The 12,255-nt window shown below is 63.8% G+C and carries 13 protein-coding genes; 6 read left to right on the forward strand and 7 right to left on the reverse strand.

Annotated elements, in window-relative coordinates:
* Positions 1–91: 91 nt before the first annotated feature.
* Positions 92–826 carry a histidine kinase N-terminal 7TM domain-containing protein gene (locus tag BSG09_RS13420; protein WP_092933943.1) on the forward strand — a complete coding sequence of 245 codons (735 nt, stop codon included), beginning with the start codon at positions 92–94 and terminating at the stop codon, positions 824–826.
* 68 nt (positions 827–894) lie between these two features.
* Entirely contained in the window at positions 895–1,938 is a 1,044-nt protein-coding gene (locus BSG09_RS13425) for an NAD(P)/FAD-dependent oxidoreductase (protein WP_092933945.1), read from the forward strand.
* On the opposite strand, the gene trkA is transcribed toward BSG09_RS13425, so the two are convergent.
* The 6 genes from trkA to BSG09_RS13455 all read right to left on the reverse strand — a co-directional run bounded on the left by trkA (position 1,933) and on the right by BSG09_RS13455 (position 7,900).
* Positions 1,933–3,270, reverse strand: coding sequence for a Trk system potassium transporter TrkA (gene trkA, locus BSG09_RS13430; protein ID WP_092933947.1), 1,338 nt, complete (start codon positions 3,268–3,270; stop codon positions 1,933–1,935). The genes BSG09_RS13425 and trkA overlap by 6 nt on opposite strands.
* A 154-nt stretch (positions 3,271–3,424) precedes the next feature.
* A complete protein-coding gene (locus BSG09_RS13435) occupies positions 3,425–3,946 on the reverse strand; it encodes an SRPBCC family protein (RefSeq protein ID WP_092934057.1) in 522 nt (173 codons plus the stop codon).
* A gap of 78 nt (positions 3,947–4,024) precedes the next feature.
* Positions 4,025–5,203 (reverse strand): M48 family metalloprotease, encoded by a 1,179-nt coding sequence (locus BSG09_RS13440; protein WP_092933949.1) that lies wholly within the window; start codon positions 5,201–5,203, stop codon positions 4,025–4,027.
* Between the two features lie 268 nt (positions 5,204–5,471).
* Entirely contained in the window at positions 5,472–5,993 is a 522-nt protein-coding gene (locus BSG09_RS13445; protein WP_092933951.1) for an FKBP-type peptidyl-prolyl cis-trans isomerase, read from the reverse strand.
* Positions 5,990–7,408, reverse strand: coding sequence for a sulfite oxidase (locus BSG09_RS13450; RefSeq protein WP_092933953.1), 1,419 nt, complete (start codon positions 7,406–7,408; stop codon positions 5,990–5,992). The genes BSG09_RS13445 and BSG09_RS13450 overlap by 4 nt, the downstream gene beginning before the upstream one ends.
* A gap of 54 nt (positions 7,409–7,462) precedes the next feature.
* Complete coding sequence (locus BSG09_RS13455) at positions 7,463–7,900, reverse strand: plastocyanin/azurin family copper-binding protein (protein WP_175542206.1); 438 nt, start codon at positions 7,898–7,900, stop codon at positions 7,463–7,465.
* 246 nt (positions 7,901–8,146) lie between these two features.
* On the opposite strand from BSG09_RS13455, the gene BSG09_RS13460 reads away from it, so the two are divergent.
* Positions 8,147–8,899, forward strand: a complete 753-nt coding sequence (locus tag BSG09_RS13460; protein WP_092933955.1) for a helix-turn-helix domain-containing protein — start codon at positions 8,147–8,149, stop codon at positions 8,897–8,899.
* 31 nt (positions 8,900–8,930) lie between these two features.
* On the opposite strand, the gene BSG09_RS13465 is transcribed toward BSG09_RS13460, so the two are convergent.
* A complete protein-coding gene (locus tag BSG09_RS13465) occupies positions 8,931–9,167 on the reverse strand; it encodes a DUF2061 domain-containing protein (protein ID WP_092933957.1) in 237 nt (78 codons plus the stop codon).
* Positions 9,168–9,351: 184 nt separating this feature from the next.
* Here BSG09_RS13465 and BSG09_RS13470 point away from each other — a divergent pair, with 184 nt between their 5' ends.
* The 3 genes from BSG09_RS13470 to coaBC all read left to right on the forward strand — a co-directional run bounded on the left by BSG09_RS13470 (position 9,352) and on the right by coaBC (position 12,120).
* On the forward strand, positions 9,352–10,089 hold the full coding sequence (locus tag BSG09_RS13470) for an NAD(P)/FAD-dependent oxidoreductase (RefSeq protein WP_092933959.1): 738 nt from the start codon (positions 9,352–9,354) through the stop codon (positions 10,087–10,089).
* A gap of 55 nt (positions 10,090–10,144) precedes the next feature.
* A complete protein-coding gene (locus BSG09_RS13475; protein WP_092934061.1) occupies positions 10,145–10,879 on the forward strand; it encodes a competence/damage-inducible protein A in 735 nt (244 codons plus the stop codon).
* Positions 10,880–10,947: 68 nt separating this feature from the next.
* Positions 10,948–12,120, forward strand: a complete 1,173-nt coding sequence (coaBC, locus tag BSG09_RS13480; protein WP_092933961.1) for a bifunctional phosphopantothenoylcysteine decarboxylase/phosphopantothenate--cysteine ligase CoaBC — start codon at positions 10,948–10,950, stop codon at positions 12,118–12,120.
* Positions 12,121–12,255 lie beyond the last annotated feature (135 nt).

Raw genomic sequence — 12,255 nt, forward strand, 5'->3', positions numbered from 1 at the left:
CACCGACACCCGCCACAGGCGTCCTCGGTGCCAGTTCCGTCGTGCGATCGCACGTCAGAATATACAAGTTATTTGAAACGGGACTGGGTGTATGGATTCCGGCCAATTGCTATCCGTATTGCTCATTGCAGGGGCCGGTCTCATCGTCCTCACGACCTATCCGTACCTTGCGACCGGGATCGCGTACCGCGACCGCGATAACGGCCTGTCGTATATCCTGTTTCTCATGGGCGTCGCGGTTTGGAACGGGCTGTTCGCCGCACAGGCGCTCGATCCACGACCGATCGTGAAAGGGTTTTTCTTCAGCATCGCGACGTTGGGTGCTGTTCTAGCCGGCCTGGGCTGGCTGCTGTTTGCCAGTACGGCGAGTAGCACACCGCTTCTCGATCGGCGGCGGCTGGTCTATCGCGTCGTTGCCCTGCTTGCCGGGATCGACATCACGCTCGCGATTACCACTCCGACACACTCGCTGTACTGGACCGTGGCGGCCACTCCGTCCGTCTCACTTGCCTTCACCGACATCGTCCCAAACGTCGGCTACTGGCTGCATACAGTGTTCCTCACGGCTCTGTTCGGTGCTGGTGCGACCCTGTTCGGCCGCGCATGGCAGAACGGAACCGACGTTGCATACACGCGATTATATACCCTTGCCGGGTTCACGACGGCTGTGGCGATCCTCGGGAGCAGTGTCCTGCTTTCGGGCACCACGTCGATCGCACCGCTTGCTGCCGGGTGCCTGACAACGATCGGCTGGATACAGGCCCAACAGAAACGGTATCTCCGACTCCCGCGACCATACCGGTGGCTAAACAATTTGCTTCGGTGATGACTCGCCACCGAACCCTAACAGAGTCGGCCAACAGTCTCCTGTAGGGTCAGGCCCAAACTGCGTCCATGACACATGTTGGGATCGTCGGGGCTGGCGTCGGTGCAGCAGCCGCGACGTATACGCTCGAGCAATCACGCGACGACGTGACCGTGACGGTCTTCGAAAAATCCGGCGGGCTCTGTGGCCGGGCCGCGACCAGACGCCGCGACGACATCGTCTACGACTACGGCGCAAACTACGTCAAATCCGACGACGAGCGCGTCGTCGAGTTACTGACGGAGACGCTCGACACTGAGGGGCTGGTCGACGTAACCGATCCCGTGTGGACGTTCGACCACACGGGCGATGTGTCGCCAGGCGATGGCCGCGACGAGCACAAGTGGACCTACAGACAGGGGTTGACTCAGATCGCAAAGCGGCTCTTTGCACGCACCGAGGCGACCGTCCACCGCAAGACGCGCATCGAGACGATTATCCGAACTGCGGACGAGGCGTGGCAACTCGAGGACGACTCTGGAACCCGTTGGGGCCCCTTCGACGCCCTCCTGTTGAACCCGCCAGCCCCTCAGACCGCTGACCTGCTGCGGACGGCTGACTGGGAGAGCGACGCCCGCGATGCCCTCCTGTCGGCCGCCGATACCGTTCCCTACCGGACAGTCTGGACCGGGATCTTCCACTACCCGTTCGAACTCGAGAGACCATACTACGCGCTCGTGAATTCGGACAAGGCCCACGCGGTGGGCTGGGTTGGCCGCGAGGAATGCAAACCCGGCCACGTTCCCGACGGCGAGTCGCTGCTGATCGTTCAGGCAACCCACGAGTGGTCGGTCGACCACTACGACGAGCCACCGGCCGAGACGCTGGCGGAACTCGCGGCGCTAACCGCCGACCTCGTCGGCGACGAGCGCCTGTGCGACCCGGACTGGACGGACCACCAGGGCTGGCGGTATGCGCTCCCGGAAGGGGAGGTTCCCCGCGAGCCGCTCGCGCGCGCCGAGCGCGCGGGCCTGTACTGTCTCGGTGACTGGGTCGCCGGCGAGGGACGTATCCACGCCGCGCTCCGAAACGGCCTCGCCGTCGGCGAGCGGGTCGCCGACGCCAACCTATAGCGCGGCGGTCGCTTCGTCGACTACTCTCGTATCGACGAAGACCACCACGTGATCGTCGCCCTCGATGACGGTCTCCCCGCGTGGCGTGATTAGCTCCCCATCGCGGGTGATCGCACCGATGACGATTCCATCCGGAAGGGCAGCCATCGCCTCCTCGATCGGTGTCTCGAAGAGCACGCTGTCCGAACCGACCTCGACCTCGAGGACTTCGGCGCGGTCTGACTCGAGCATCGCGACGTTTTCGGTTCGTCGGGCGCGGGTAAAGCGAGTGATCTCCTCGGCAGTGACGAGCCGGGGGTTGACGCCGACGTCGAGCCCGACCGTCTCGAAGAGGTCGATGTATTCGCCGGCATCGACGACGCCGATGGTTCGCTCGACACCGACCCGCTTTGCGAGCAGCGAGACCAGCAGGTTCTTTTCGTCGCTGTCGAGGGCGGCGACGACGAGGTCGGACTCGTCGACGTGTTCACGGACGAGAAAGTCGATGTCGGTCGCGTCGCTTTGCAAGACCAGCGTCTCCGGCAGGTTCTCTGCCAGTTCCCGTGCCCGCGCGGGATCCTGCTCGATGAGTCGCGTGTCGATTCCCTCGGCTTCGAAGAGTCTGGCCGTCTGTGCGGCGATCTCGCCACCGCCGACGAGGACGATCTCGCGGACATCCTCGAGCGAGGGGGGTGGCGTCACGAAATCGGCAAACGAACGGACACTCTCCACGGAGCCAATGACGACGATGGCATCGTCGGCCCTGATAACCGTCTCACCGGCCGGAATGATGATGTTGTCGCCACGCAAGAGTGCGGCGAACGTCAGCGATTCGTAGCGGTCGGCGTCGGACACCGTCTCGCCGGCGAGCGGACTGTCGGCCATTACTTCGAACTCGGCCATCTGAACGACCCCGTCGGCGAACGTCTCAGCATCGTGTGCGCCGGGCAGGCCGGCGATCCGGACGATCGATTGGGCGGTCTGGAGGTTCGTCCCGACCATGAAATCGACGCCGAACGCCCCCTCGGATCGCTCCCAGGTCCGCAACAGGCCCGTCTGCTTGACGCGCGCGATCGTGAACGGATCGCTGACGGCCTTCGCCGCCCCGCAGATGACGATGTTCGTCTCGTCGATATCGGTGCTTGCGATGACCAGATCCGCGTTCTCGATGCCGGCTTCCTCGAGCGTCTCGATGGCGGTGCCGTCGCCCCGGACGGTCAACACGTCGTGGGAGTACGTGATCGCCTCGATCCGGCTCGGGTCCGTGTCGATGACGACGACGTGGTGGTCGTGCTCGAGGCTAGCGGCGATGTTCGACCCGACCTGCCCTGCACCGACGACGATCACGCGCACCGGCGGCTCACCCGCGACGATCGCGGACGCGAAACGGCGTGGCTCCGGCTCATGGTCTCGCTATCGGGTCCCGCCAGTAAGTCGGTTGGCCCTGCACTCGACTCGTGAACCGACCGGCCGGGCGAGCCGTCGGCAAGCAGTCACCGACAGAAGGTCAGGGCATCTCGTGGACCGTCAACTCGACGTCACGCCGCTGGCCCTCGATGTCGGTGACCAGTCGCTCGACGACGGTTTCCGCCTCTGCGAGGAGTTTGGGCTCGACCTTGTCGATGACCCAATCTAACGAGACGAACCGCGGCAGCGAGATCGCGTTCGTGTTCGCCGAATGGGGGTTATAGATGGCATCGAAGTAGATCCGACTCGCCGTCGGAGCGTCCGCCGGTGCCGATTCCGGCTCCGGTTCGACGCGCCACTCGCCGCGGGCGTCGATGTCGTTGACCAGCCGCCACTCGAGCGATTCCGGTGGGGTGATGTCGATCACCTTCGAGCGGGCGGTGTAGCTGAGCTTCCACCACGTGAGCGTGAGGTCATAGACCGAGCCGGCGTCGCCGTTGCCGTTGATTCGAACTTCTTTCAGGTGGTCCGTGTACCGCGGGTAGTCGGCGAACGAGCGCACGTGCGGGAACACCTCCTCGGGTGACCGGTGGGCGAGCGTGCTGAGGAGAATCCTGTCCACACCCATGGTAGGAGGCGTTCAAACGTAAGGATTTCTATAGGACCACTCGGGAGCCACACATCCTGACAGACGAGAGTCTCAGTCGCTCGAGGCCGTTCGTGACCGGTCTCCATCGACGCCGTTGCGGAGCGCAGCGATGCGGTCTGCGATCGGCGGATGATGGGTCGCAAGACTGTAGAGGAATCCTGCCTCGAGTCGAACGTCGTTTGCGTCGGCCAGCGTCTCGAGGGCGGCAATCGTCGCCTCGCGGCCGGCCATCTGAGCCGCGTAGGCGTCCGCCTGAAACTCCTGCCAGCGCGCGAGTGCGCCAAGCAAGACGACGCGATACAGGACGTACAGTCCCATGAGCAAGCCGACAACGCTGAACGTCGACCCGAACCAGCCGCTCCCGAACTGCGGAGCGATGAGCGCCCAGACGCCGATGACAGCACCGGTAAGCGCCCCGCGTTGCCACAGGTGACGGCCCGCAACGTGGCCGAACTCGTGAGCGAGGATCGCCTGCAGCTCATCGTCGTCACACGCCGTGAGCAGGTGATCGGTCAGGAAGACGTATTGTCGTCCGGGAAGCGAACCCGCGACGAGCGCGTTCGCGGTCTTGGTCGACTCGCCCTCGAGTAGGGAGATCCCCTGGGGACTGTAGCCCGCGTTTGCACAGAGGCGCTCGACGCGCTCGCGGCGCTGGTCTTCCAGCGGGACGTACTCCCGGCTGAGAACGAGCAGATACGGCGAGAGGCCGAAGCCGGCAACGACGAGTATGCCGAGCGTGACGACGAGGGCGAACCGCGACACGCTGACGGCCGACCCAAGTGCGAGGAACCCGCCGATCCCGACCACCGCAATGGCGATGGCGATCGTCAACACAGCGAGCACCCGCCTGACGCGTCGCCACGCCGATGCCGTCGTCTCTCGGAGTGTGCGGACCGTGGGATACGTGCCGAGTGCCATCGAGACCAGCGGGACAGCGACGATTGCAAACGTAAGCAGGACGTGGACTGCGAACTCGAGGACGGCGACGCCGAACAGGTCCGGTCCTGCCGTCTCGACGGGGGCCGCCGCTCGCTCCAGCAGCCCGAACGCGTACACGCCAAGCAGTGCGAGGGCCGGCAGTCCGAATCCGGCTGCCTGCTGGACGCGATTGAGACGGTGCAGGCGGTCTTCGATCGGGGAGTTCATCGCCTCGACGCGCCGAGCGTACGCTCGAAACCCGAAGAACGGCCCGACCGCAAGGACGAGAACGAACGCAGCGACGGCGAGCATAGCCTGTGTTCTGCTAACACCTTCCTAAGTTATGATTCCCATTCTGCACGGCGTCCGTCGAAAAGGCACACGGTAACTCGGGGATTGCTGGGCACTAAAACGCGAGTTGTGTCGATCAAGACGGTTCACACACCGATTGTACTCGAGACGCGGTCGGCACCTATGAACAGTCGGCTGGCAATATCAGCGACGACAGGCAGCGCCCCCAACACTGGATCCCTGAGCCGACACTGATCAGGGCGTCCCGACTCCGACGGCCGGCCACCGATCAGGACGCTCCGGTGCTGCCGGCGGGCTCGACGTCATGATCGGTCTCGGTAGCGTGTGTCTCCAAGATTTTGATCTCGAACGCCACTCGTTCGCCAGCGAGTTCGTGATTGAAGTCGATGGTCACCGTCTCGTCGGAGACATCGACGATCCATCCCATCTCGCCAGTCTCGCTCTCGACGAGTTCACCCACCTCGGCCGTCGTCTCGCTACGGGCCTCGAGTTCCTCGCGGGGAATCGTGACGATGGCGTTCTCATCAACGGTTCCGTAGGCCGATTCGGGCTCGAGGACGACCGTTTTCGTCTCGCCGTCGGCCATCTCCAGGACGGCCTCGTCGAGTCCCGAGAGGACGTGGCCCTCGCCGACGCGGAACTCGAGGGGTTTGAAATCGCGGGTGTCGTGGTAGATTCCCTCCTCGAGGGCGACGTCGACATCGGTCGTCTCGAACACCTCTCCTGCTGCCGGGCCGTCGACGAGGCGACCGGTCAGATGGACGATGGCGATGTGGCCGGGTTCGATCATGACTCCTCGACGGTGCAGTCGACGGCGTGGGGCATGTAGGCGTTGTTGCCGTAGCCGCTCTGGTTCCACGGATACTGGTCGTCCGCGATGCTCCGGAGTTGGTCATCCGGGTTGGAGATGGTTGCCGGCTGCGTGTAGCCCCGGTCGTCGGTCGCCCGCGAGGCGAGCGTGTGGTCGCCCGTCGACGGGTCTTCCCAGACGTAGCGGAACTGCCGCCAGCCCGAGTTGCCATCGACCGGGCCGAAGAACTCGGCTTCGCCCCACGAGTCGCCGCCGTCGGTCGAGACTTCGACCATCTCGAGGCCGTCGTCGCCGGCCCACGCGACGCCGATAACCTCGATGGTGCCGGCAGGTGATGGCGAGATGGTCTGTCCCTCACCTGGATAGCCGATGAGCGACTTCTCGACCTGATCGTACATGTAGGCGTTGCGGATCGCGTCGGTCTGTTCCATCTGCTCGCGCGTGTCGTAGACCGGGATGTCTTCGTAGTGTTCCGCGCCGTCGTCTTCTTCGGGGACGACCCGGTAGGAGTACTGCTGCCAGTGGGTATAGGTGCGCTGCCCGTCCTCGGGAGCACCCTCCTCCTCCCACTCGTCGCCGATGACCATCGTCTCCATGACGTGCATCCGGTTGACCCATTTGACGTTGTTGCAGCCGAACCAGCCGGGAACGAGCAGCCGGACCGGGAACCCGTGGTCGGGTGAGACCGGCGACCCGTTCATGTTGTACGCCAGTAACGTGTCGTCCAACACTTTCTCCATCGGGATCGACCGGGTGAAGACGTCTTCCCCTTCCGGGTGTTCGCCACCCATCACGGTAAGGAAATACCCCTCGCCCGTCTCGGCTCCGTAATACTCTAGGATCTCCGATACCGGCGTCCCTGTCCAGACGGTGTTACCGACCGCACCGAACGTCCACTGGTTGCCACCGACCTGCGGGTCGAAGTACGACCGGCCGTTCCCGGCACACTGCATCGTGTGGGTGACCGACTCGGTGCTGAAGGAGTGTTTGATCTCCTCCATCGACAGATCGGCCTCATCGTCGACGAGGCCGGTCAGTGAGACGGTCCAGTCCGACTCCTCGATGTCAGGCGTCGGGTAATGATTCCGGATGTAGTGTTCCTCACGCGGCGTGATGTAATCCGCGTACGTCGCTCTAGCCGCTGCCTCCGCGTTCTCCGGCTCCGGCGACAAGATTCGTAGCCCCGGATACCGTTCCTCGAGTGATGGGCCACCATCTCCGCCGCCGTCCCCGCCGTTCGATCCATTGCCGTCGCCGCTTTCTGCACAGCCCGCAAGAACACCGACACCGGCCAGCGCCCCGGTTGCCATCAGAAACCGCCGTCGTTCGACGAACCGATCGCGTCGCGAGCCGTCCGCTGCCCCGTTCCCCTCGCTCGATTGCTGACGTGACATACCATGTGTTGTCCATGGTAGACAATATCAAACATCGGCTGGTCCACACCAACCCTACTCGGAGACAGTTACCGTCCCAACCATCCCCTGTCCAGCGTGGGGCGTACAGACGTAGACGTACTCGCCGGGGACGGTAAACTCGTGTTCGAAGGTTTCGTCGACGGCCATGATGGCGAAATGATCGTCACCCTCGTAGGACGTAAACGGCTCGGCACCCTCCGGATTTTCACACTTCGGCGACGCGTCCGGATGGCTCGTGACGTTGTGTCCCTCGCTCAATGCGGTCCAGCTGACGGTATCGCCGACCGCGATCTCGACCGCTTCGGGCTCGAACCGGAGGCGTCCCTCTGGCCCAACATCGACGTCGGTGACACCGCCGTTCTCGTCGTCTGTGCCGTTCTGTTCACCGGTATCGCCACTGGAACACCCTGACAGAGCCATGCCAATCGTGACCGTGACAGCCGTCCGAAGGAACGTGCGTCGTTCGATCATCGTACAGACCATCGCAAGCCACGGGCCCCCATATAATCTGAATTGGCACAGGCCAATCGCAGTCCCCCCTCGAGACACGGTCATAATCGCCAGGGGACGTTACCGTCGTTTGATCACTCATCTGGGATCGGCGGTCTAGACAACGATCGAAACGATTTTTCAGCCCGTCTCGAGCCTTACGGAGAAGACGAGTCGCGTCTTAAAATAAATAGTACATATTTAACCACACCCATGGTATATTACCACATGCGCGAACTGACTTTCGCGCTCGAGTATCAGGACGGGGTCGATCCCGTGATGGACGCGTTTATGGAATATCCAACGCTGTCCTCGGACTCGATCGCCAGTTGCGTCCGACGGGATCGGCTGTGGTGTATCGAGCGGTTCGTGGGACCCGAAACGGCGCTCGACCAGATCGAGCGCCTCAGACTCGAGGCGGACACGCCGACCGAAAAGATGACCGAGACGGACTGTGGCGCGGTTCGACAACACGAGGTTCTCGAGCGTTCCTCGACAACGCTCGTCTTCTACTCGTTTCTCAAACGGCTCCACACCTGTAACTCCGTGGCAGCCCTCGCGGCCAGGCACCTCGACCTCGGGCTCGTCTTTCAGTCACAGCGACGCGGGAACTGCCACGAGTGGCGTCTGCTCATGCCATCGGACGAGAACGTCGACGTATTCTCGGAAAAGGCCCAAACCCATCTCGATGACAGAGTCCGATTTACCATCGGTCGCCTCGGCGACGCCGAACAGTTAAACTACGATTCGCTGGCGACTGTCTCGATGCCCTGCGAACAGCGAGCCACGCTCCGGGCGGCCATCGAACACGGCTACTACGAGACGCCACGGGAGATCACTATCAGCGAACTCGCGGCCGTCCTCGACGTGCCCCAATCGACGGTCTCCTATCGGCTTCGGCAAGCCGAAGCCCAACTCGCCAAGGGCTACCTCCATCGCTCCGATGAGGAGTTCCGAACGCAGGCTGCACACTCCACCTGATCGTGGCAGCAGGTGCCGTGCTCGAGTTCGGTCACGCGAGACGACCCCACGCGATGTGATCCCAGAGGCGTTCGTAGGCGTAGTACGTCCCGGTTTTGACCACGTTAGCCACGAGGCCGATGTCGATAGCAGGCCGTATGTCTCCAAGGACGACCCAGGCGACAGCGACAGTGATCGCGATCATCAGGAGCCGATAGCCCAGGGTCTTGATTACCGTCCGTTTTCGCGCCTGAAACGAATGAGGCGTGCTGTCCGTTGCGTGACCCATGACACTACTAACCACGCTCTACGGGTTAAATGTAACCAGTATAGGGTTCGTTATCTCACTCACGTAACGATACGCGGTTTCTCCCCTTCGAACCACAACGTACGGACTGGCACAGCTGTGTGTCGCGTACTGAGCGCCGTCCAGCATGGCAATCTTCTATACGCGGCCTCGACAAGCGCGAGCCATGCGAGACGTCTGTATCGTCGGCGGCGGCACTGCCGGCCTCGCCGCGTCGATCTTCACCGCTCGCGCAGGACTGGATACCCTCGTCATCGACGGGGGCGAATCGATCCTCGCGCGGAACGCCAGCCTCGAGAACTACCCCGGCTTCCCGGACGGCGTTGATGCCCGCCGATATCTGCAACTCACCCGCGAGCAGGCCCGAAACGCAGGTGCAGAGTTCGAACTCGGGCGTGTGACGCGTGCCGAACCGATCGATGAGGACGATCTCGAGGCGGGCTTCGCCCTCGAGACCGATGGCGGCGAGCCACTCGAGACCCGCCGTGTTATCGCGGCTTCGTGGTCGGACAGCGACTACCTCGTCCCACTCGATGTCGGCCGGATTCAACGCGGGAGCAAACACTTCGTCGACACCGACGACGCCGGTCGGACGGCCGTCGACGGCGTCTATGCTGCGGGCCGACTCGCGGACGAACCCCATCAGGCGATCGTGGCGGCCGGCCACGGTGCAAAGGTCGGCCTCGCCGTGATCCACGACTCGGACGCGAACTTCTATCACGACTGGGTCGTCCCCGAGGGCTACTTCACTGGCCGCGGCCGCGAGGTGCCACCGGGCTGTGAGGAAATCGACGACGACGAGCGCCGCGCGCGTGACGGACAGGCGCGAACGCGCATGCTCGAGGCCTTCGCGGAACCGTTAGACGAGGTGCCGACGATGCACCCGAGCGTCGAGCAGGACTGAGCTAGTAAGCGACGCGACCGTATTCTTTTGCCGAATGCGTGCATCGACTCCGACGATGGAGGTCGCCATCCTCACCGTCGGCGACGAAGTACTCGCCGGGGATATCGCGAACACGAACGCACAGTGGCTCGCGGCCCGGCTGACCGACAGCGGCGCGACCGTCGACCGAATCCTGACGATCCCGGACGATCGCGACCGCATCGCGGCGACGATTCGGGAGTGGACGACCGACGTCGACGCCGTGATCGTGACCGGTGGCCTCGGCGGCACCCACGACGACGTCACCGCCGACGCGCTTGCGGACGCGTTCGACCGCGAGTTGGTCGTCGACGAGGCCGTCCGACAGGACGTCATCGAGACCGTCGCGAACTACCGAGACCTCGACCCAGAGACGGTCACGGCCGCGGAACTCGACTTCGATGTCGACGCGTGGGCGGCGCTGCCCGCGGGGAGCCGCCCCCTGCACAATCCGGAAGGCCTTTGCCCCGGTTGCGTGCTCGAGACCGTCTACGCGTTCCCGGGCGTGCCCGCGGAGATGCGGGCGTTGTTCGAGCAGGTCGCCGCGGAGTTCGATGGCGAGACGATCTCACAGATCGCATACACCCCTCAGCCGGAGGGGACGATGGCCGAGGCCATCGACGACGTTCGCGACCAGTTCGACGTGACGATCGGTAGTTATCCGGCGACGGAGCGACAAAACCGGCTGAAGGTGACCGGCACCGATCCCGCAACCGTCGACGCAGCCCTCGAGTGGCTCGCCGATCGGGTCGATCTCGTGACCGAGGAGTAGAACAGGTGCCGGTGCAGTCGGCGACGCCTCGCTACGCTTAACACACCCCGAGAATGAATAGCAGACGAATGCTCGAGGGAGTCAACGTCGCGCTCGGGGTGACGGGGTCGATCGCGGCCGTCAAAACGGTCGAACTGGCCCACGAGTTGCGACGCCAGGGTGCCACAGTTCGCGGGGTGATGACCGGCAGTGCACAGGGGATCATCCACCCCTGGGCCGTCGAGTTCGCCACCGACAACGACGTGGTCACGGAGATCACGGGCAGCGTCGAACACGTCGACCTCTGTGGGTACGATGGCTGGGCCGACGTCTTTCTCATCGCACCGGCGACGGCCAACACCGTCGGCAAGATCGCCGGGGCCGTCGACGACACGCCGGTGACAACGTGTGCCACGACCGCACTCGGTGCCGACACGCCGGTCGTGATCGCCCCTGCGATGCACGAACCGATGTACGACCACCCCGGCGTGCTCGAGGCGATCGACACCGTCGCCGAGTGGGGCGTCGACTTTGTCGACCCGCGGATCGAGGAGGGGAAAGCAAAGATCGCGAGCGAAGAGGCGATCGTCTCCGATGTCGCTCGCGCAGCCGGCGACCGGCCGCTCGCAGGCAAGCACGTCGTCATGACCAGCGGGGCGACAAGCGAGTCGATCGATCCCGTTCGAATCATCACGAATCGCTCGTCGGGGAAGATGGGCCGCGCCATCGCACAGGCCTGCTACGTCCGCGGGGCGGACGTGACGCTCGTCCACGATGGTCCCGGCGTGCCCTACGCCACAGTCCAGCAGGTCGAAAGCGCCGCGGAGATGCTCGCGGCCACGCGTGAGGCCTGTGACGACGCCGACACACTCGTTTCGGTGGCCGCCATCAGCGACTACACCATCGAGGCGAGCGCCGGGAAGTTGCGTTCAGGGCAGGAGCTGACCCTCGAGCTCGAGCCGACGCCGAAACTCATCGACGAGATTCGCGCCGACTATCCGGAGCTGCCGATCGTCGGCTTCAAAACCGAGACCTCCGGCGACGAGGGGGCGATGATCGAACAGGCCAGACAGACCTTGGAGCGGGCCGGCCTCGCCTTTGTCGTCGCCAACGACGCGAGCGTGATGGGATCGGAGACGACGTGTGCCCTGTTGGTCCACGCGGATGACGCCGCTCGCTACGAGGGGACGAAAGCTGGATTAGGTGGCGAGATCGCCGACTCGATCGCGGCGATGCTTGGCGTCGGGTCGACGGCCAGCTAAGGTCGGAAGGGAAGTTATGTCTATTGGACAACAAATGTAACTCGCCGTGTGGCTGGTCCGTGACCTCGTGACACCACCGCTTTCGACAAGCCCGTCAAGACAATTATATGGATGGACTTCATTCGTTCGAACTAA

The organism is Natrinema hispanicum, from assembly GCF_900111485.1.
In the GTDB taxonomy this organism is placed as follows: Archaea; Halobacteriota; Halobacteria; order Halobacteriales; family Natrialbaceae; genus Natrinema; species Natrinema hispanicum_A.

Coding starts and splice junctions, on each gene's coding strand:
- BSG09_RS13475 (WP_092934061.1), top strand. CDS start 10,145: ATGGAGGTCGCCATCCTCACCGTCGGCGACGAAGTACTCGCCGGGGAT.
- BSG09_RS13460 (WP_092933955.1), top strand. CDS start 8,147: ATGCGCGAACTGACTTTCGCGCTCGAGTATCAGGACGGGGTCGATCCC.
- BSG09_RS13450 (WP_092933953.1), bottom strand. CDS start 7,408: ATGTCACGTCAGCAATCGAGCGAGGGGAACGGGGCAGCGGACGGCTCG.
- BSG09_RS13465 (WP_092933957.1), bottom strand. CDS start 9,167: ATGGGTCACGCAACGGACAGCACGCCTCATTCGTTTCAGGCGCGAAAA.
- BSG09_RS13425 (WP_092933945.1), top strand. CDS start 895: ATGACACATGTTGGGATCGTCGGGGCTGGCGTCGGTGCAGCAGCCGCG.
- BSG09_RS13420 (WP_092933943.1), top strand. CDS start 92: ATGGATTCCGGCCAATTGCTATCCGTATTGCTCATTGCAGGGGCCGGT.
- BSG09_RS13445 (WP_092933951.1), bottom strand. CDS start 5,993: ATGATCGAACCCGGCCACATCGCCATCGTCCATCTGACCGGTCGCCTC.
- BSG09_RS13455 (WP_175542206.1), bottom strand. CDS start 7,900: ATGATCGAACGACGCACGTTCCTTCGGACGGCTGTCACGGTCACGATT.
- BSG09_RS13440 (WP_092933949.1), bottom strand. CDS start 5,203: ATGCTCGCCGTCGCTGCGTTCGTTCTCGTCCTTGCGGTCGGGCCGTTC.
- coaBC (WP_092933961.1), top strand. CDS start 10,948: ATGCTCGAGGGAGTCAACGTCGCGCTCGGGGTGACGGGGTCGATCGCG.
- BSG09_RS13470 (WP_092933959.1), top strand. CDS start 9,352: ATGCGAGACGTCTGTATCGTCGGCGGCGGCACTGCCGGCCTCGCCGCG.